19 protein-coding genes and 2 pseudogenes are annotated in these 17,673 nt (G+C 67.9%); 13 read left to right on the forward strand and 8 right to left on the reverse strand.

Annotated features, from left to right (window positions below):
• Window positions 1–254 precede the first annotated feature (254 nt).
• Window positions 255–1,205: a LysR family transcriptional regulator gene (locus ACZ6TD_RS47785; RefSeq protein ID WP_471348496.1), complete on the forward strand. Its 951-nt coding sequence runs from the start codon at window positions 255–257 to the stop codon at window positions 1,203–1,205.
• A gap of 275 nt (window positions 1,206–1,480) precedes the next feature.
• Here ACZ6TD_RS47785 and ACZ6TD_RS47790 read toward each other — a convergent pair.
• A pseudogene (locus tag ACZ6TD_RS47790) lies at window positions 1,481–2,620 on the reverse strand (IS110 family RNA-guided transposase).
• A 470-nt stretch (window positions 2,621–3,090) separates the two neighbouring features.
• On the opposite strand from ACZ6TD_RS47790, the gene ACZ6TD_RS47795 reads away from it, so the two are divergent.
• The 6 genes from ACZ6TD_RS47795 to ACZ6TD_RS47820 all read left to right on the forward strand — a co-directional run bounded on the left by ACZ6TD_RS47795 (window position 3,091) and on the right by ACZ6TD_RS47820 (window position 7,538).
• Window positions 3,091–4,353, forward strand: coding sequence for an IS110 family RNA-guided transposase (locus ACZ6TD_RS47795; protein WP_471348498.1), 1,263 nt, complete (start codon window positions 3,091–3,093; stop codon window positions 4,351–4,353).
• Window positions 4,354–4,401: 48 nt separating this feature from the next.
• Window positions 4,402–5,271: an HTD2 family dehydratase gene (locus tag ACZ6TD_RS47800; protein WP_471348501.1), complete on the forward strand. Its 870-nt coding sequence runs from the start codon at window positions 4,402–4,404 to the stop codon at window positions 5,269–5,271.
• Window positions 5,268–6,080 carry an HpcH/HpaI aldolase/citrate lyase family protein gene (locus ACZ6TD_RS47805; protein ID WP_471348502.1) on the forward strand — a complete coding sequence of 271 codons (813 nt, stop codon included), beginning with the start codon at window positions 5,268–5,270 and terminating at the stop codon, window positions 6,078–6,080. Before ACZ6TD_RS47800 ends, ACZ6TD_RS47805 begins: the two co-directional genes overlap by 4 nt.
• A gap of 176 nt (window positions 6,081–6,256) precedes the next feature.
• Window positions 6,257–6,580 (forward strand): hypothetical protein, encoded by a 324-nt coding sequence (locus ACZ6TD_RS47810; RefSeq protein ID WP_471348504.1) that lies wholly within the window; start codon window positions 6,257–6,259, stop codon window positions 6,578–6,580.
• 57 nt (window positions 6,581–6,637) lie between these two features.
• Complete coding sequence (locus ACZ6TD_RS47815) at window positions 6,638–7,030, forward strand: hypothetical protein (protein WP_471348506.1); 393 nt, start codon at window positions 6,638–6,640, stop codon at window positions 7,028–7,030.
• Window positions 7,031–7,124: 94 nt separating this feature from the next.
• Complete coding sequence (locus ACZ6TD_RS47820) at window positions 7,125–7,538, forward strand: hypothetical protein (protein ID WP_471348508.1); 414 nt, start codon at window positions 7,125–7,127, stop codon at window positions 7,536–7,538.
• Between the two features lie 360 nt (window positions 7,539–7,898).
• Here ACZ6TD_RS47820 and ACZ6TD_RS47825 read toward each other — a convergent pair whose 3' ends face one another.
• Window positions 7,899–8,579: a class I SAM-dependent methyltransferase gene (locus ACZ6TD_RS47825; RefSeq protein WP_471348510.1), complete on the reverse strand. Its 681-nt coding sequence runs from the start codon at window positions 8,577–8,579 to the stop codon at window positions 7,899–7,901.
• Window positions 8,580–8,832: 253 nt separating this feature from the next.
• Window positions 8,833–8,958: a hypothetical protein gene (locus ACZ6TD_RS47830; RefSeq protein WP_471348512.1), complete on the reverse strand. Its 126-nt coding sequence runs from the start codon at window positions 8,956–8,958 to the stop codon at window positions 8,833–8,835.
• 272 nt (window positions 8,959–9,230) lie between these two features.
• Between ACZ6TD_RS47830 and ACZ6TD_RS47835 the strand changes: the two genes are divergently transcribed.
• Window positions 9,231–9,401: a hypothetical protein gene (locus tag ACZ6TD_RS47835; RefSeq protein WP_471348513.1), complete on the forward strand. Its 171-nt coding sequence runs from the start codon at window positions 9,231–9,233 to the stop codon at window positions 9,399–9,401.
• A gap of 185 nt (window positions 9,402–9,586) precedes the next feature.
• On the opposite strand, the gene ACZ6TD_RS47840 is transcribed toward ACZ6TD_RS47835, so the two are convergent.
• On the reverse strand, window positions 9,587–9,847 hold the full coding sequence (locus ACZ6TD_RS47840; RefSeq protein WP_471348515.1) for a hypothetical protein: 261 nt from the start codon (window positions 9,845–9,847) through the stop codon (window positions 9,587–9,589).
• A 399-nt stretch (window positions 9,848–10,246) separates the two neighbouring features.
• Between ACZ6TD_RS47840 and ACZ6TD_RS47845 the strand changes: the two genes are divergently transcribed.
• Complete coding sequence (locus ACZ6TD_RS47845; protein WP_471348517.1) at window positions 10,247–10,696, forward strand: hypothetical protein; 450 nt, start codon at window positions 10,247–10,249, stop codon at window positions 10,694–10,696.
• Between the two features lie 67 nt (window positions 10,697–10,763).
• On the opposite strand, the pseudogene ACZ6TD_RS47850 reads toward ACZ6TD_RS47845, so the two are convergent.
• A pseudogene (locus ACZ6TD_RS47850) lies at window positions 10,764–11,853 on the reverse strand (IS256 family transposase).
• On the opposite strand from ACZ6TD_RS47850, the gene ACZ6TD_RS47855 reads away from it, so the two are divergent.
• Window positions 11,822–12,133 carry a hypothetical protein gene (locus ACZ6TD_RS47855; RefSeq protein ID WP_471358884.1) on the forward strand — a complete coding sequence of 104 codons (312 nt, stop codon included), beginning with the start codon at window positions 11,822–11,824 and terminating at the stop codon, window positions 12,131–12,133. The pseudogene ACZ6TD_RS47850 and the gene ACZ6TD_RS47855 sit on opposite strands and share 32 nt — an antisense overlap.
• Before the next feature lie 296 nt (window positions 12,134–12,429).
• On the opposite strand, the gene ACZ6TD_RS47860 is transcribed toward ACZ6TD_RS47855, so the two are convergent.
• On the reverse strand, window positions 12,430–13,200 hold the full coding sequence (locus tag ACZ6TD_RS47860) for a transposase (protein WP_471348519.1): 771 nt from the start codon (window positions 13,198–13,200) through the stop codon (window positions 12,430–12,432).
• An 87-nt stretch (window positions 13,201–13,287) separates the two neighbouring features.
• Here ACZ6TD_RS47860 and ACZ6TD_RS47865 point away from each other — a divergent pair, with 87 nt between their 5' ends.
• The gene (locus tag ACZ6TD_RS47865) at window positions 13,288–13,821 is read left to right on the forward strand and encodes a DinB family protein (RefSeq protein ID WP_471348520.1); all 534 of its coding nucleotides are present in this window, start codon (window positions 13,288–13,290) and stop codon (window positions 13,819–13,821) included.
• Window positions 13,822–14,321: 500 nt separating this feature from the next.
• Complete coding sequence (locus ACZ6TD_RS47870; protein WP_471348521.1) at window positions 14,322–14,663, forward strand: hypothetical protein; 342 nt, start codon at window positions 14,322–14,324, stop codon at window positions 14,661–14,663.
• A gap of 388 nt (window positions 14,664–15,051) precedes the next feature.
• On the opposite strand, the gene ACZ6TD_RS47875 is transcribed toward ACZ6TD_RS47870, so the two are convergent.
• Both ACZ6TD_RS47875 and ACZ6TD_RS47880 read right to left on the reverse strand, forming a co-directional pair.
• Complete coding sequence (locus ACZ6TD_RS47875; protein WP_471348523.1) at window positions 15,052–15,855, reverse strand: CPBP family glutamic-type intramembrane protease; 804 nt, start codon at window positions 15,853–15,855, stop codon at window positions 15,052–15,054.
• 395 nt (window positions 15,856–16,250) lie between these two features.
• Window positions 16,251–16,967 (reverse strand): leucine-rich repeat domain-containing protein, encoded by a 717-nt coding sequence (locus tag ACZ6TD_RS47880; protein ID WP_471348525.1) that lies wholly within the window; start codon window positions 16,965–16,967, stop codon window positions 16,251–16,253.
• Window positions 16,968–17,175: 208 nt separating this feature from the next.
• Between ACZ6TD_RS47880 and ACZ6TD_RS47885 the strand changes: the two genes are divergently transcribed.
• Window positions 17,176–17,649: a hypothetical protein gene (locus ACZ6TD_RS47885; RefSeq protein ID WP_471348526.1), complete on the forward strand. Its 474-nt coding sequence runs from the start codon at window positions 17,176–17,178 to the stop codon at window positions 17,647–17,649.
• The last annotated feature ends 24 nt before the right edge of the window (window positions 17,650–17,673 follow it).

Consider the following 17,673-nt stretch of genomic DNA (forward strand, 5'->3'; position numbering starts at 1 on the left):
GCGTGACCTCCGGAGATATGGCCGGGAAGCGACTGTGCGACGGGGCGGTCGTCGACGGACTTCCTGCAGGGGGACTTCCAAACGGCAGAGCCGCCGGTATCGAGCCGTGTGCGATACGTCCTGCGGTCGCTCCCTCACGGGATGCGTGGGGGAACCACCCTCGTTCCTGCGCACATCATCAGTGCTCATGGAAACCTAAGTAAAATAGTGTTTCGTGATGGAACCATGCGTGGTGCAGATGGGAGCGGAAACCGATGGACCTCAAGCAGCTGAAAGCACTCGTCACGGTCGCCGAGGTGGGCGGTGTCACCCGGGCGGCAGAACTGCTGCACCTGGTCCAGCCGGCCGTCACCCGGCAGATCCGCACGCTGGAGCAGGAACTGGGCGTTGCCCTTTTCAAGCGGACCCGGCAGGGGATGCAGCCCACGGCCGCCGGCACGACCATGGTCGCTCGCGCCCGGCGCGCCCTGAACGAGCTCGACCGCGCCCGCGCGGAGATCCAGCCGATGCCTGGCGAGGTCACCGGGATCGTGACCGTCGGGCTGCTCGACAGCGCGAGCGACCTGCTGGCGGAACGGCTCGTCTCGGCCATCACCCGGGAACGTCCCGGCATCGAGTTGCGTCTGCTCACCGCGTACTCCGGCTACCTTCAGCAGTGGCTGGACGACGGGGACCTCGACCTGACCCTGCTGTACAACCTGGCAGCCATCCCGTCACTGAACGCCAAACCGCTGGCGCAGGAGAAGCTGTGGGTGGTCGCACCGCCGACCGTAGGACTTGGTCCCGAACAGCCCATTTCCTTCGAGCAGGCGGCGTCGCACCCCCTGATCCTCCCCGCCCCCGGTCACGGGCTGCGCACTTTGATCGATTCAGCCGCCGCGCGAGCCGAAGTCAAAATGAACGTGGTCGTCCAGACCAATTCCATGCACGTGCAGAAGCGGCTCGTGCAGGCCGGCCACGGCTGGACGATCCTGCCCGGCGTCGGCATCGCCGAGGACGTCGCGGTCGGCTCCCTGAGCGCGGCTCCGTTGTGCGACCCGGAGGTGTGGCGCTCCATCGTGCTCTGCACCGCCAGGACGGGCCGTGTACCGGTGGCGGCCGAGGTCGTGGCCCAGGAGCTGGCCCGCCAGGTCCGCTTGGCCGTACGCGAACGGCAGTGGCCCTCTGCGCAGCTGTACGACAGCGCGCCGGGCAAGGAGGCATGACGGCCCTGCTGAGCGGCAACGCCGGGGCTCGGTCCGTTCGTGCGCACGTCCACCGGGGGTTTTCCCATGCCGTGGAGGCATGCGGGCATCAGATCTTTCTATTATTCGTAGGGCTCCATCAGCAGAGATGATGAAAACGAGTGAGACCCCGGGGTGACACGCGCCCACATGAGGCCGCCCCCAGCCACCTCATCACAGGAGTCGCAATGACGAAGTCAAGCCGCTTGCGTGACCGGCGGGGCGGAGGTGAAGACGCGGTTGTCGCGCAGCAGTGCCTATCGCACGCTCGCCCGTCGGCGGGCCAGGGTGATGACGGCTTGGACGTGTTTGCTGCCCTCGCCCCGCTTCTTGAAGTAGAAGTCCCGGTTGGGTCCTTCGCGGATGATGCTGGTCTGCGCGGACATGGAGAAGACCCGCCGCAGGCGTCGGCTGTAGCGCGTGAGCCGGTGGAGGTTGCCGGTGCGGCGGCCGGAGTCACGCGGGACGGGCACGAGCCCGGCCGCCGAGGCCAGTTGGCCGGCATCGGCGTAGGCCGTGAGGTCGCCTGCGGCAACAACGAACTCGGCTCCGAGTATCGGGCCCATGCCGGGCAGGGACTCGATAATCTCAGCCTGCGGGTGGCCGTGGAACGTCTCGCGGATCTGTTGGTCGATGCGCTTGAGCCGGTCGTCCAGGGCCAGGATCTGGGCAGCGAGGTTGGCGACGATCTGGGCGGCGACATCTTCTCCGGGCAGTGTGGTCTGCTGGGCCTGGGCGGCCTCCAGAGCGGTGGCCGCGACGGCGTCGGCACCCTGGACGCTGCGGTTGGCGAGCCAGGCCGTCAACCTCGCCCGGCCGCGGCGTCGGATCGCGGCCGGGGTCTGGTAGCCGGTCAGCAGGACCAGCGCGCCTTTCTGGGAGCTGTAGTCGAAGGCCCGTTCCAGCGTGGGAAAGACGCCGGTCAGTACGTCACGCGGCCGGTTGATCATCCTCACCCGGTCGGCCACCAAGTCCGCCCGGTGGGCGGTCAGCAGCGCGAGGTCGGCGGCGAGCTGGGCGGGCAGGTCGATCGCGGCGAAGTCGTTGCGGTGGCGGGCGGTTTCGGCGATGAGTAGGCGTCACGAGCGTCGGTCTTCGCCTCGCCCCGGTAGGCGCCGGACATGCGGTTGACGGTGCGGCCGGGCACGTAGACAGCCCGCTGGCCATGGGTCGCGAGCAGCGCCGACAGCAGCGCGGAGGACGTGCCGGAGATGTCCACCGCCCAGTGGACCTCGTCCGCCAGGTCCAGGATCTCGCCCATGGCGGCCAGGATCGCCGACTCGTCGTTGTAGATCTTCTTGGACCGCAGGGTCGCACCGGTCTCGTCGACCACCGCCGCCCAGTGGTGGCTTCCCCGCGTCGACGCCGGCCCAGCCCTGCGCCTGTCGCTCCCTCACTCGCCCCTCCTCGATCCGCACAGCATGCCGTCGGCCCGAGGAACACCCCGCTGTCATCTCCGTAAATCAGCAACCGCGCACAGCGCGCACATCTCAATCAGCAGCCAGGGCGCCCCGGAGAGCCGGACGGCCACTCCCTCGAAGCCACTGAAGCAAGAACCCGTTAGCCACATCCGGCCCTAATTCGTTGTTGGGAGGAACAGATGCCCGATCCGGCCCTGGCCCTCGAGGCCCCTCGGGAGACCGGCACTGTCCTCTGTCTCCGACCGGCCGGCCGCGGGTTGGACGAACGGGAGGCTGATCATCGTGGGACGAGCCTTCCGCAGGACGACCTCCTTACTGTGCCGCGAGCCGTGAGCTCTTTCGCAGACCGGAGCCCCTGCGGGGCGCTGGTGCCACGAACGGCCAGTGAGATGTCGGACCGATCGAGTCCTGGAATTAGGGCGCCGCGTGGCCCGCACAGGCTCCAGATGGACACGGACAAGACAAGGAGGAAGCACTTCGTGAGGGTGTTCTGCGGGATCGACTGGGCCGAAGACCACCATGACGTCGCGGTCGTCGACGACGAGGGAAAGCTGCTGGCCAAGCGCCGGATCAGCGACGACGCCGAGGGGTATCGCCTCCTGCTCGAGGTCCTGGCCGAGTACGACAGCAGAGAGGCCCTCGTGCCCGTGGCAATCGAGACCAGCCACGGCCTGCTGGTCGCTGCACTGCGCTCGGCTGGGCGCCCGATCTACGCGATCAACCCCATGGCAGCCTCCCGCTACCGTGACCGGCATGCGGTCTCCCGCAAGAAGTCCGACCACGGCGACGCTGTCGTCCTGGCCAACATTTTGCGCACCGACATGGCCAGTCACCGGCCCCTGCCCGAGCATTCGGAACTGTCGCGGGCCATAACCGTACTGGCCCGCGCTCAGCAGGACGCCGTATGGAACTACCAGCAGCTCTCCAACCAGCTCCGATCGCTCCTGCGCGAGTACTTCCCCGCGGCCCTGACCGCCTTCCAGCACCTGCAAGGCGGCCTGATCAGGCGTGATGCCCGAGCCGTGCTGGAGCTCGCGTCAACACCGGGCAAGGCGGCCCGGCTCAGCCGCAGCCAGCTGCGTGCCGCGTTGAAGCGCGGCGGCCGGCAACGCGGAATCGACGCCGACGCCGAGCGCATCCAGGCTGTCTTCCGCGCCGAGTACCTCCGGCACACCCCGATGGTCGAAGAGGCCATGGGACTCCAGATGCTCGCTGTGCTGCGGCAGCTCGACGCGGCCTGCAAGGCCGCCGATGAACTCGCCGAGTCCCTTCAAGCCAGGTTCCGCGAGCATCCGGACGCACACATCGTGACCAGCTTCCCCGGCCTGAGTGACTTGGCCGGTGCCCGGGTGCTCGCCGAGATCGGCGACGACCGGAGCTACTTCACCAGCGCACGGGCACTGAAGGCGTACGCGGGGTCAGCGCCGGTCACCCGCGCCAGCGGCAAGGTCCGCATCGTCACACACCGAGTCGTCAAGAACCGCCGACTCGCGTCCTGCGGCTACGTGTGGACCCTCACCGCCCTGCGCGCGTCGCCCGGAGCCCGCACGCACTACAAGCACCGACGAGAAGTCGGAGACCGCCACAGCTCAGCCCAGCGCAACCTGTTCAACAAGCTTCTGGGCCAGCTCTACCACTGCCTGCAAACCCGCCAGACCTACAACGAATCCCGGGCCTTCTCACAGCCTGCACAAGCCCTCGCGGCTTGACTCCAAGGCACGTGAGCTCCGGGCCACCCAACAACTTACGGAGCACCCATGGACAACGTCCAGAGCGGGCTCGGCTCGTACGTGGAGTCGTGGAGTCCCCAGGCGGTCACCGACACGGACGACCTTCTGCCCGAGCCGGTCGCCGCGCTGTCGGCCGTCCTGGACCAGCCGGAACCGGTCGCGATGGCCGGCGATCCCCTGCCACCCCTGTGGCACTGGCTGTACTTCCTGCAGTGGCCGAACCAGCGGGACCTCGGCGAGGACGGACACCCAGCCCACGGTCACTTCCTGCCGCCCATCCCCAACAGACAGCGCATGTTCGCCGGAGGCCGTTGCGAGATCATCGAACCGCTGCGCGTGGGGGAGCCGGCCCAACGCATCAGCATCCTGAACACAGTGGCGACCAAGCACGGCACGACGGGCGAGCTCCTCTTCGTCACCGTGCGCAACGAATACAGCCAGCACGGGCGAGCCTGCCTGGTCGAGGAGCAGGACATCGTCTACCGCTCGGGGCGCAGCGGCGGACCGCACCCATCGGAACTCGACACGTCCGCCACGCCGCACTCCGATGAGCCCTGGCGTCTCCCCCTGCAGCCAGACCCCACCACGCTGTTCCGGTTCAGTGCCCTCACCGCGAACGCGCACCGCATCCACTACGACGCACCGTACGCCCAGGGAGAGGAGGGATACCCCGGTCTCGTCGTCCACGGCCCGCTCCTGGTGCTGGCGATGCTTGAACTGGTACGCCTCAACGCCCCCTCCCGCCCCGTGCGTTCCTTGTCCTACCGGCTACGCCGCCCTGTCTTCGCAGGCGAGCACCTGATCGCTTGCGGCACACCGGCCGGCAGGAACGCCGCCCTGCACATCACCACGCACCGGGAGCCGTGCCACGCCACAGCAGAGGTGACCTACGCATGACCCCCTACCGTGACCGCATCGAAAGGGCCCGCAGCCTGCTGTTCGTGCCTGGCTATCGGCCCGACCGGTTCGCCAAGGCCGCCGCCACCGGCGCCGGCCTGGTCATCATCGATCTCGAGGACGCCACCGCCGCGCAGGACAAGGACCGCGCACGCGACAACGTCGCCCGGTGGCTGGCCGAAGGCAACAACGCTGTGATCCGGATCAACCCTCCCGGCACACCGTGGTGCGACGCCGACCTGGAGGCGGTGTCCCGCTACGGGGCTCCCGTCATGGTCCCCAAGGCCGAGGACCACGGGGTACTGTCGGAACTCGCCCGCCACACGGCCGGGCGGTGCGTCCTGATTCCCCTCATCGAGACGGCCGTCGGCGTCGAGCGGGCCAACGAGGTATGCGCCACCCCCGGAGTCGTACGTGTGGCCTTCGGCAACGCCGACCTGGCCAGCCAGCTCGGCGTGGCTCACGATGACCACATGGCGCTCACCTACGCCCGCTCCCGGCTGGTGTCGGCGGCGGCAGCCGCGGGCCTGTGCCCTCCGGTCGACGGCGTCACCACCAGTGTGAGGGACGCCGATGTCCTTACCGACGACATCTCACACGCACGGCGCCTCGGTTTCACCGGGAAGTTGTGCATACACCCCGCCCAGGTCCCGATCGTCTCAGCCGGGTTCGCCCCCTCCGAGAGCGAACAGAAGTGGGCACGCGCCGTGGTGACCGCCGGTGACTCGGTCGGCGTGGTCGACGGGCAGATGGTGGACAGGCCCGTGCTGGAACGCGCTCGTCGGATCCTCGCTGCCGCCTCTCGCTGACACCTGGCCGCGCCCCTCAGGTCGGCAGAAAGACCATGCCTCACGAAGAGCCGCCCCCGCCGGAAGGGGGCTGACCGACCTCGGGCTTGCCGACGTCCAGGCGGCAACTGCTTGAGTGGCCCGGCGTCGGAAGAGTACGCAGGAGTGAACCGTTCCGGGTTCGGCGGAGAGCAGAGATGTCAGGCGCTGACGGGTTCCTTGGCGCGGGTGTGCTGGTGACGGCAGGCGGGTTTTCCACCGTGCTCCGACCGATACCCTTGCTGACGACATCGCCGGGACTGCTCTCGGCGGGCGCCGCGGCCGAATCCGTCTCCGCGGCGCCGGCCCGGTTCAGGCCGAACGCGGTGCCGAGTCCGGCGGTCGCGGCGAGTGCGCCGCCGATCATGCGGCGTCTGCTGATGGGCATGGGGTTCCCACAAAGCGTGGGGGAGCGCAAGGAAATTTCGGCGGTCAGCAAAATAACATCCATGGCGATCTCCCCTCCGCGCGCCCAGACCTAGCGTTCGCAGGTCGCCTAGCTAGCGGGCCCGAATGACGTCCTCGGCATCGTGCGCGCCTTGACCACCGGCACCCAGATCTTCTCCAGCAGCCGTGTCGACACGGTGATGGGCATGGCTCTCATCCATGTGGATCCGGCGCAGGTCGCTCCCGCCGGCCCAGGGGAGTGCGACAACGCGTTCACCATCCTGCGCACCCTTACCTGCCCCTGGACCGAAGCACAGCCCGACCCGCGGCTGCGGGGTTTCCTCCTCCAGAGCCCCGACCGGATGCGCCTGTATGTCGACCACGAAGAAGACACCGATGTGGTCGCCGCCGACGTACAACCGTCCGGTGCCCTGACAGCCCTGCTCGCGGCACTTCACTCCCTGATCGAGGAGGTGGAACGGACCGTGCCGGGCGACATCGACGACCCGCGCTGCTCCCGTTTGACCGACCTCACCGACTGGTGAGTCCCAGGGGAGCGTCACCTCTGACTCCGCGCAGGCGCCGCATCGGGTGTGGAGAGGCCGGCCGTGCGGATCAGCGCCCCCTCGTCGGAACCGCATGGAACTGGTGGAGCCGGGCGAGCTGGACGCGGACCCGGTCGCGGCGGCGGCCGCGCTCGCCTTCGCTGTGCTCCAGGCGGTGCAGCAGTCGGTGCCGGAGTACCGGCGGGGCGCCTTGGCGGTGCTGGGCCGGGCCGAGGAAGCCGAGGCGGAGGGGCGGTGGGCGCACGTGACCGGGCAAAACGGCCGCTGGTTCCGTGTGAACTCGAATGGCGCGGGCGGAAGGCCGCCGATGCCGCCCGGGAACGCACGAGCCCGGTACTTCCTGGCCACGCGGCTGGGGCAGTTGCGCGAGCAGACCGCGCCTCACGCCGGGACCGAGACGGCCGCGGTCGTGCGGTGGCCGGATCGGTTGCGCGAGCTCGCCGCCCGGTTCCTCGATGGCGACGCGGCCGGGGCGGTGATCGCATGACCACCGAGCTCAGCGGCGTCGACCTCGCGTGCCAGGCCCCTGGTCGCCGCCCGTGAGCAGGCGAGGAAGAACGGCTCCACGCGCAAGAGAAGGCCGAAGTGGCGTACCAGCCAGGTCGTACGGCGGAACGGGCGCGAGCCGATCGGGCTCGATTCGCCGCGATCAGCTGGATGATGACCGAGCGCGGCATGGTCGCCCCGGCCGCCGGTGGCGGCGTCCTCGCGCAGTGGGACGGCATCCTCGCCGCGGCCGCGCTCGAACTCTCCGGCCACGCCCGGGCGGTCGCGATTGATGTCACGGGGCCGTCCACATCCAAGGGCTCACTCGGCGGCATGGTGGGAAACCGGGGGAAGGGGCCCCTCAAGCGGCTCGCGGGGGTGAGGCCGGGCTGTGCCCGACGGGGGCGTCGTAGACCAGGCTGTACCGCCAGAACAGGCGACGTCGGATCCGTGCGCCGGGCAGTTCCTGCGCGGCCGCAGCCCGGATGTCCCCCAGGGTCTCCTGCGGAGCGGTGGTGGGCGCCGTCATGTGCAAGGGGAGTGCGGCGGCGCGGGTGGGATGCTTGACCAGTCCCATGACCGGATTCAAGAGCGCGGCCAGCAGGGAGATGAGCAGATCGACGCGCCCTGCCTCCCGATAGCAGCCGATGACCACAAGACGCCCGCCGGGAGCGAGACAGCTGCGAAGTTCCCGCAGGGTGGGCACCAGCGGCAGGTGGTGCAGGACGGCGACCAGGGTGATGGCGTCGAAGCGTCGGTGCGGGTCGCGCCCGGTGAAGTCGGCTTCCACGATGGTGACCGCCGGGTCGTCGGCGAAGCGCTTCGCTGCGGCGCGGGCCATCCCGGGGTCGGGTTCAAGCCCGGTGACGGTGACCGCTCGACGACGCAGAAGCGCGGCAAGATTCCCCGCACCGCACCCGATGTCGAGGACGTGGTGGGCCTTGGATGCGGCCACCCGGCCGGCGATCCAGGGGCCGTAATGGTCGTTGTGGCTCCATGGGTGCCGCTGATTGAAACGGTGGAGGTAGGTAAGTAACGTCATGGGGTCACGGTAGACAGGAACGGCGCCTCACTGGGCGCCCGGGCACCGACCTGCGGGCGCCCCTCCTGCGGCAACAGCACACTCGAGGGTCCCCTTGCAATCCCCGGATGACATCGCAGCGGAAGTCCCCTGTCCGGCTGTCGCAACAGATCCACGCTGCCCTGCCACGCAGGGTGATGCTGTGTCAGCCAGATGATCAGCCAGCCCCGAGCAGGCTCGGCCTGGCCGGACCTCGTCACGCTCGGAGTGCGGCTCAGGTCTCGGAGACGTTGCTGTTCGTGCGCCGGTCCAGGCGGCAGATCAGCAGTTCGGCGCGGATGAGCACGGCGATGAAGGCGACCGTCCGGTGAGCATGGCCGACCACGCGATGGCCTGCCACGTCGATTCGGTGCGGAACACGTACGGCGTGAACACTGCCATCAGGACCGCGAGCACACCGAGCGCGCCCAGCCAGACGAATCTCATCACGATCTCCCTCGGGTGTCGTCAAGACGGGTCCGTCGGCGCCTTCTTCAGGCGCTGTGTCGTGATTGTCCGATGACTCAGCGTGCTTGCGCCAGGCCTCGAGTCAGCACAGCCCGTGCTCTCTGCACCGTGGCACTGATCCGGTCGACGGGATGCGGCAGACTCGGGGGCAGTGGAAGGGGCAGCATGAGCGCACAGCCGATTCACTGGCATTCGGAGGCGGACCGGGTGCCGCGGAACGCGGAGGGCATCGCGGCCGCGCTCGAGGGCGAGCGGCGGACGGAGTTCTACCACCTTCCTTATTGGCGACCTGCGGCGGCACTCGAAAGTGCGGGTGCCGCCCGGCGTGGGCGGTGATGAGCTCCCAGATGTCGCGGTGGCACAGCAGACTGGCGGCCGACCCGGCACCACGGGACAAGGAGGAGAAGCGCCGCCTCCAGGAGGAGGAGCGAGTCCCGTGGGAGCAGTTCCAAGAGCGCCAGCGGCGGGAGGGCCGGGAGCGGGCCAGGGCGCGCGTTAATCACGAGGCGGCCATTCACGCTCTACTCGAACGGCAGGCTGCCCTGGAGAAAGCAGCCTTCGAGTTCGTGCGCCGAGAGACCGGCATCCATTCGTTCATAGAGGACGGCGGCGCCGCCGAGTTCGCCATGGGCGTGCCGGTGTACGTCGGGATGACCCCGTACGGCGTCATCTGTTCCGTGGCCAGCCGGGTCGCCGCCGCCCGGGACCGCCTCGCGGCGCTGTTCGTTACCTCCGGGACGGAGCGGCGGCGCATCGCCGCGCAGGCCCGGCCCGGACAGCACATCGAGGTTCTCTCAGGTCCACGTTGGCATCGACCTTCGGCCTGGCACTCTCACCCTCACTCAGAGCGGGCAAGGACTTCGCGGCGTACCACGCTCTGGTGCAGTTCGCCGCTGTCTGCGCGACCCTGTGGGCAGCGCAGGAGGGCAAGTTCTCGGTCAAGGGGACGGCAAGTCCACGGGACTGACCGTGGATCTCAAGGCCATTCTAGGAGCCTCTTGCGCTGCAGCCATGGTGTGCGCCGGGCGTGTAAAGACAGGGCAGCATGAGTCAGATAGGGTACCGAGAGCAATAGTCAAGACCTGTGGGTCAAGCCATGACCTTCGAGGGCCAGCGTCGTAGTGGCTGGACCCTCACTTAGAATGTGGCACCGGTTTGGGGCAAGGCGGGAGGGGCCACACGTGGGGGCGTCGGGCTGGAGGTATGTCACGCCGTACCAGAGCGACTTCGGCGCCGCGCTACGGACTGTGCGGGCGCAGGTTCTGGCGTCTGGCGAGTACTTCAGTCCGACGGAGTGGGGGTTGCCTGCGCCGGCCTCGCCGGGTGAACTGTTTGAGAATCCGGTCTACTGGGAGTTCATGGGCATCAGCGGCACCCATTCGGTGCTGGACGTTGACCGGGTGATCGCCACGGAGGACGAGCATGATTTCGGGACTGTCCGGCCGCTGAGTGTGGCGGCAATCCGCGCTGGGTTCGGCTCCGATCAACCAAGCCTTGCGGACTTCAACGGCATGGATCCCGGAGACCTGGATGCCTTGGAGGAAGCTCCGAGGTGGAGCGGCCACTGCATGGCCCTCTACGAGGACGGCGTCCCATGCGCACTTGCATTTTGGGGAGTGTCAGGCGACTGAACAATTCCACGGGCTTGGGGCAATTGGACTGCCCCGCCATGGCCCGGCCGGGCGCTCTCTGACGTGATCAAGCTGCCTGCTCCTCGCGCTCGACGAGGATGCCGTTCTCGAACAGAGCACCAGCGCGGACCAGGGGCACGAGGTGAGCTCCAGTGATCGCGCGCCAGCGGGCCTGGGCGGACTCGACCAGCTTGAACACCATCGCAAGGGCCGCAGCAGGGCTGCCCGCCCCGCGGGTGACCTTCGTGCGGAGCTTGACCGTGGAGAACGTCGGCTCAATCGGGTTCGTGGTCCGCAGGTGGACCCAGTGCTCGGCCGGGAAGTCGTAGAACGTCAAAAGCTCCTCGGCGTCGTCGGTGATCTTCGCGACGGCCTTGGGCCACTTCGTGCCGTAGGTCTTCGTGACCCTTCTCGGCGTGGGCGCGGTCTTCGGCGTTGTAGATCTCCTGCAACGCTTTCGTCGCGCTCGGCTGTGCCGACTTCGGCAGGCAGTTCGACACATTCCGGGCCTTGTGGACCCAGCAGCGTTGATGCCGGGCGGCGGGGAACACCTCGGCCAGAGCCCGCCAGAGCCCCATCGCACCGTCTCCGACCACGAGCTCCGGGTCGCGCATCCCGCGGCGGCGGCAGTCGCGCAGCAGGTCGGCCCATGACTCCGTGCTCTCCCGAAGCCCCTCGGCCAGCGCGATCAGCTCCTTGGATCCGTCGAGGCGGACCCCGAGCAGGACCAGGACGCACGAGTGCGCCTGCCCGAGTCGGACCTTGGGGTGGACGCCGTCCGCCCACACGTAGACGTAGTCCCGGTCCGACAGGTCTCGCTGCTGGAAGGCCGTGTGGTCGTCGCTCCACTGCTTCGTCAGCCGGGTCACCGTCGCGGGCGACAGGCCGGCCGCGGAGCCGAGGAACTGCTCCAGCGCGGGCACGAAGTCCCCGGAGGACAGTCCGTGCAGGTACAGGAGCGGCAGGACTTCGGAGATCTTCGGGGACTTGCGGCACCACGGGGCCAGGATCTTGGAAGAGAACCGCTTGCGCTCACCGGTCTCGTCGTCGACGCGGCGATCGTTGACCCGCGGCGCGGTGACCTCGACCGAGCCAGCCGCAGTGACCACAGTCCGGGGCCCGGTGGTGGCCGTTGCGGACGACCAGACGGTGCCCACGCTCGTCCCGCTCGCCTGCCAACTCGGCTATGTACTGGTTGACTTCGGCTTCCAACGCGGCAGCGAGCATTCGGCGGGCGCCCTCGCGCACGATCTCGTCGATCAGGGAGCTGGACTGGGTGGTGCCGTCTTCGGTGACTACGCTGAGCAAGGGCGTGCCTTCCCGGCCCGCGCTGCGACGCGGGCCTACTCGATGACCGTCACGGGATCATCGGGAAGGTACGCCCTCCGCGTCCCACCCGCTGATCCACAGGTCTTGAGCATTGCTCGTACCGGCTGAGGGTCTGCGAACGCTAAGTGCATGGCACCGGGATTGGTCGAGGAGGCTGTCAATGGCCGCTTCCGCGAACAGGCGCAGTGCAGCTGGCACGCGATCGGCGAACGTGCTGCGGGTGGCCTGCCAAAGGAGGCGCGCTTGGGGCGTGGGTGCGAAGTGGGTGCGCTCGAAGGCACGCATCCAGCGCTGAAAGGCGGACCAGGTGGATGGTACATCCTTGATATTCAGCCGGTCGGCCAAGGCTAAGGGATGTCCCGTAAATGATCTGCGGCGTGCTGGGTGACCTGGTCGTTTCTCCCTCACTCGGCCAGGGTGAGGTTGTGCAGGCGAGCGATGCCGAGCATGGCGTGGTGCACGCCGTCTCCTTTCAGACGGCAGTCGCGGAGGATCTTCCATGTCTTCATCCGGGCGAAGACGTGCTCGACGCGGGCGTGGACCTTACGGTGTGAGGCGTTGTGCTCCTGTTTCCAAGCCGGGAGCTCCACCTGTCCGCGCTCGCGGCGGTGTGGGATGACCAGGCCGGTGCCCCGGTAGCCGCCGTCTGCGATCACCGTGGTGTTGCCGACGGCGTCCTTGGCGCCGGACAGTTCCCACGCCTTGCAGTCGTTGCGGTTGCCTGTGACCGGCCGGCCGACTGCGACGACGAGCCGGGTGTCGGCGTCGATGACGACCTGGTGGTTGGTGGAGTACCGATAGTTCTTCGACTGCTCGGCGATGGCGTGGTCGCGGGTGGGGACCAGGGTGCCGTCCGCGATCAGCACCGTGTCCCTGCGGAACCGCTTGCGCTGCTGGAGCGCGAGTTGCGGCCCGAGGTGGTCGATGATGCGGTCCGCGGCCGACTTCGAGACGCCGAAGAGCGGGGCCAACTGTCGCAGCGTGAGGTTCGTCCGCCAATAGGCGGCGACCAGGAGTACGCGGTCTTCCAGCGGCAGGCTCCACGGTCGGCCCTTGCGCACCGGGTCCGCTCCCTCACGCCGGAGCGCGGTGATCAGCTTGCCGAACTGGCGCGGGCTCAGCCCGGTGAACGGGGCTATCCACGACGGCTCCGAAGCGGTGATCACTGCTGCCATTCCAAGATCATGCCAGCGGCCCGGAGTCTTGATCGTTGGGTTCAACGCAGCACGTTGGATCGGGGGGTGCCACGCTACCTTCGAAGGATGCAGCAGTCTCCGCGGCAGGTCCCCGCGCTCCTTGACGGGCCCGGCGTCAACGTCTCCGATGCCCGTGACCTCCTCATCGGTTACCTTGCGTGGTATCGCGAAGCCTTGATGCGGAAGCTCTCCGGGCTGTCCGACGCCCAGCTCCGGACGCCCGTGCAGCCGCTGGGCTGGTCACCGCTCGGCCTGGTCCAGCACCTGAGCTGGGTCGAACGCCGTTGGATGCGCTGGGGATTCGCAGCCGAAGACGTCCTCGCATACCCGCCTGGGGGCGATGAGGCCGAATGGATAATCCCTGTCGGGACACCTACCGCTGAGATCATGGCCACCTATCGCAGCGAAGTGACCACGTCGACCTCGCTGGCCGCGGCTGCCGACCTGCCCGACAAGGCGAGCCTCGGCGGTCGCTTCCGAACACCCGACCAGGCTCCCTCCCTCGGACGGATCCTCTTCCACCTGCTCCAGGAGTACGCCCGCCACGTCGGCCAGCTCGACGTCGCCCGAGAGCTCATCGATGGGGCAACAGGCGAGTAATACGCGCCAGGCCCGCTGCCCCGATTGCGGGACAACACTTAGCTGATGATGGCTTGGATTCTTTTCTCGGGGTCTGTTATCTGGTCGAGTGTGGCTGCGAATTTCTCGTCGAGGTGTGTTCCTTTTCGTTGTCGGGCGTGTTCGAGGATCAGGCTGGTGAGGGGGACGGCGAGGTATGCCGTGATGACGGTCGCTCCTACGGCCCACCAGGGTGCGCCGCCCAGGGCGGCGGGGAGTCCGGCCAGGAGGCCGGTGAGGGGGGCGAGGGAGGACGAGTTCATCGCGTGGATGCCCTTCCAGCACGTGACGGCTGGGCCGCCTCATGCCTGAACGAGCCGTGCGGGGACGGCTGGGACGGGGAGAGGCGGCACCGGTGTGCCGTGGTGTGAGGGCATGCCAAGGGCCAGCGCCGCCGCGGGGCGGGCCGGTGGTGTTTTACGGCAGGCCTATCAGCCCCTTGGGAGGGGGGTTCGCTGTTCCCGTGGGGTGGTTTCGAGAGGGTGTTCGGCGGTTTTTGCGGGGAAGGTTTTCTTCGGCTTTTTGGGCAGGGTGGGCTACATGGCGAAAATAACAAAAAGAATGCTTATGAAGCCCTTAAGCCGGTTACCGAACGCCGCCGCCAGCGAGTGGCCGCCGCGGTGAAGAACGCCGCGATGAACGGCACCCCGATCAGCGTCTCGGCGATCGCCCGGCAAGCCGGAGTGGACCGGAGCTTCCTCTATCGTCACCGCGACCTCCTCGAGATCGTTCACGCTGCCGAGCTCGAGCCAGTGGCGCAGGATCCGGCCGGCGGATCACCGGTGAGCCGGGCCTCGCTCCAAGCGGATCTCACCAATGCCTAAGCCCACAACACCCGTCTGACCGCCCGCCTCCAACAGCTGGAGAAACGGCTCTCGCAGGTCCTGCGCGGCCAGGCATGGCAGGAATCAGGGCTCGGAGCCCCGGCGGGCATCGATGAACTCCAGCGGAAGATAACGAGGTTGGAGCAACAGAACGTGGAACTGACCTCTGCACTGGATGAGGCCCGATCCGACCTCGATGCGGCGAGAGAGGCCAATCGTGACCTGCCCCGGGTTCTGAACCAACGCGGATGACCTCGCCCCGGTCCGCGAGTCGAGGTCACCCCGGACACCACTGGCGGGGTGCCGACGAAAGTCGCTGCTCAGGCATGACCCGACCCACGCCAGGGATCGCTTACCACGTGGCATGACCTGTGTATTCGCGTGTCGGTCAGGAGCCGCGGAGTGCGATTCGGCCGTACGCGACGAACCCGGCGGCGGCGAGCAGCACGTATGCCGGGATGAGCAGCGTCGCATCGGGTGTCATCTGGTCCACGGACCAGCCCGCGTCGCGTTCGCTGCCCTCCAACACGATCCGGTTAACCGTCAGGAAGGTGAGGTGTGCCCCGATCGCGGCCCACAACGGCGCGCCTGCCAACGCGGTCCTGGCGGCGACAAGCATCAGCCCGAACGCGGTTAGCAGGATGACATAATCGACCGGGTTCTGTCCCTCGGGGGCCAGCCCGACCGGCCTGGATTCGTCACCGATCAGCCGCGACACTCCGGCTTGTACCACCGTCGCGGCTCCCGGCACCAGCAGGAAGACTACCGTCGTGCCCAGGGCCGAGGCCGTGGCACCGAAGCGTTCACGCAGCGAGGTCCACGTGTAGCCGCGCAGTGTGGTTTCCTCCGGCAGGGCTTCGAGCAGGAATGCCACCGCGGCGTTGGTGACGAGGAATCCGGCGAGGGACGCGGGGGCGAACCGACCCCACTGCAGCATGCCGCCGGCCGTGCCAGCGCCCAGTACGAGCGCCGCCGCAGTGGCCGTCACTCCCACGCCGGTGAGGAAGGCGCGCCCGCTCCGGGCCGCACCGCCGAACCCGAGGGAGCCGGGGCTCGCAAGGCGAAGAATCAGCGGTACGGCGAGTGCGGTAACCAATGCCGCCGGGATCAGTCGTGCAAGCAAGCCTCCGACACCGAGTGCGTCTGCCAGGGCGGGACCGAGCGCGGTGCCTGCGCCGAGCGCCACAGCCATGACTAGGCCTCCGCCCAGCGCCCGGGCCAGGACCCGGTTCCGTCCGGATGCGGGTGCGGGGGCAGCCGCACGAAGACGAAGAGTAGGCACGGCATCTCCCGGTTCAGTAGCTGATATCCGATTTCAGGTGCCTGCCCAGTCTCGCCTGCTGCTCCCGTCACAATCTCGTAGTCGCGGAGGAATCGCCGCTACATCCTTTGACGGAGCACGGTCGCCCGGGTAGCTGCTTCTCGCGCCAAGTCCGACCTCATGGCCGCCCTCCAGGACAGCGTGCGCGCCGCCAAGAAGAGCCGCGGCGAGGACACCGGCGACGAGGCTGATGTTCACGAGAAGTGGTTCTGGCTCAATAACTGTGGAGTGGTGACGTTGAGTGCGTGCCGACCTGGCCGCGCTCTCTATGTCCAGGTGATGCATCCTCGTTGTGCGAGGTGGTCGAGCAGGCGTGGCGCGGGCTCGATGTGGTTCCAGCGTAGGTCCAGTTTCTCGAGTGAGGGCAGTTCGAGTAGCCAGTCCGGCAGTGCGCGGAGTTGGTTGCTCCGCAGGTCGAGGTGGCGGAGCAGAGGGAGTCCCGCCAGCGCCTCCGGGAGGTCCGTCAGCGCGTTCTCTCGTAGGTCAAGGTGGCGCAGTTCGGTCAGGTCGGTGACAGATTCTGGTAGGCACGTGAGTGTGTTGCCACGCAGCCATAGCTCGCGCAGCTTGCTGAGCTGGCCGATCGTTTCGGGCAGTGCAGTTAGTCGGTTGTGCTCGGCGCGAAGCTCTACCAGTCCCGTCATCGCGCCGATGGTGTCTGGGAGACTGGTGAGGTGGTTGTCGCCGACGTTGAGGTAGCGGAGCGCGGTGAGCCGGCCCAGCGATCGGGGAAGCTCGTTCAGCTGGTTGTCGTGCAGGTATAGGTACTCGGTAAGCGGTAGTTCGGCCAGCTCATCTGGGACCGAGGCGAGTTTGTTGTGGCCCAGGTCCAGGGTGTGCAACTGCCGTAACCGTGTGATCTGGGTTGATATCTGTGTCAGTTCATTGTCCGCGAGTATCAGCACGTGCAGTTCGGTCCGCTGCCATAGCGACTCTGGCAGTTCTCCAAGGTTGTGCTTCCACAAGCTCAGTGACGATGTCACTCCGGCACCACCGCCTCCAAGACTCGATCGGGCCCGCTGTCCTGCAGCTTACGTTTGGAGCCGCCGTCGTCAGGCGAGCAGAACTCGCTTCCGGAGGAGCTGGAAGCCGGCTCGGCCGAACATTTGGCGTTTGAGCATCTTAAAAGTTACGTGGAATCTGCCGGGGTGATCATGTCTCCCCGGCACAACCACGGACTTGGGAGATGGCTTGAGCGGCACGACGGTGCTCACGGAGAAGCGGCCGGTGCTCGGCCGGCACGAGCAGGCTGCGGCCTGGCTGACGGTCTGGACGGATCTCGGACGTGCTCCGCGCACGATCGATGCCTACGGCCGGGGACTGGCCGAGTACCTGCTGATGTGCGAGCGGGAGAGCGTCGACCCGGTCGCCGCGAACCGCGCCCATATCGCCGTCTACGTACGGGAGTTGAGCTCGCGGCCGCATCGCCGGGGTGCGAACGTGATCTCGATCGATTCGGGGGCGGGACTGGCGAACGCGACGATCCAGCAGCGGCTGGTGCCGGTCCGTCTGTTCTACGACTTCCTCATGGAGGAGGGGCTGCGGGATTCCAACCCGGTCGGCCGCGGTCGGTACACCCCCGGCCGACGCAGCGGCGGTCAGCAGCGCGGCCTGGTGCCCCGGCTGACGAAGCTGCCGGGATTCCCGGAGAACGGCAGTGGCTGAGTGTCCTGGAGGTCGCCAAGCACG

This window comes from Streptomyces yongxingensis (assembly GCF_055597465.1).